The 228-nt window shown below is 41.2% G+C and carries 1 pseudogene; it reads right to left on the bottom strand.

The window, feature by feature from the left end:
* Positions 1-130 precede the first annotated feature (130 nt).
* A pseudogene (locus tag UC75_RS21965) lies at positions 131-228 on the bottom strand (sel1 repeat family protein); the annotation flags it as partial.

Genomic DNA, 228 nt, shown 5'->3' with positions numbered 1-228 from the left:
AAGCCTATGGCTTAAATGAAAAAGCATTAACACCGCTTATGATTAGTACAGTTGTTGGTTTTATTGGCGTTAGCGGGCTTATTGCTTTGTGGTGATAAAAGAAAAGCCCCCTTACGGGGCTTTTCATTGATTATTTCTTTGGTGCTGGCTGTGCGGGAGCATTTGCAGCCTGTTTACTTTTTTCTGCAATAATCTTATCAACCGAGGCTAAAGACTCTTTAGCGTTCG

The sequence above is a fragment of the Acinetobacter sp. V2 genome (assembly GCF_001188385.1).
Classification (GTDB): Bacteria; Pseudomonadota; Gammaproteobacteria; order Pseudomonadales; family Moraxellaceae; genus Acinetobacter; species Acinetobacter oleivorans.
This window is presented reverse-complemented; position numbering and strand designations above follow the sequence as displayed.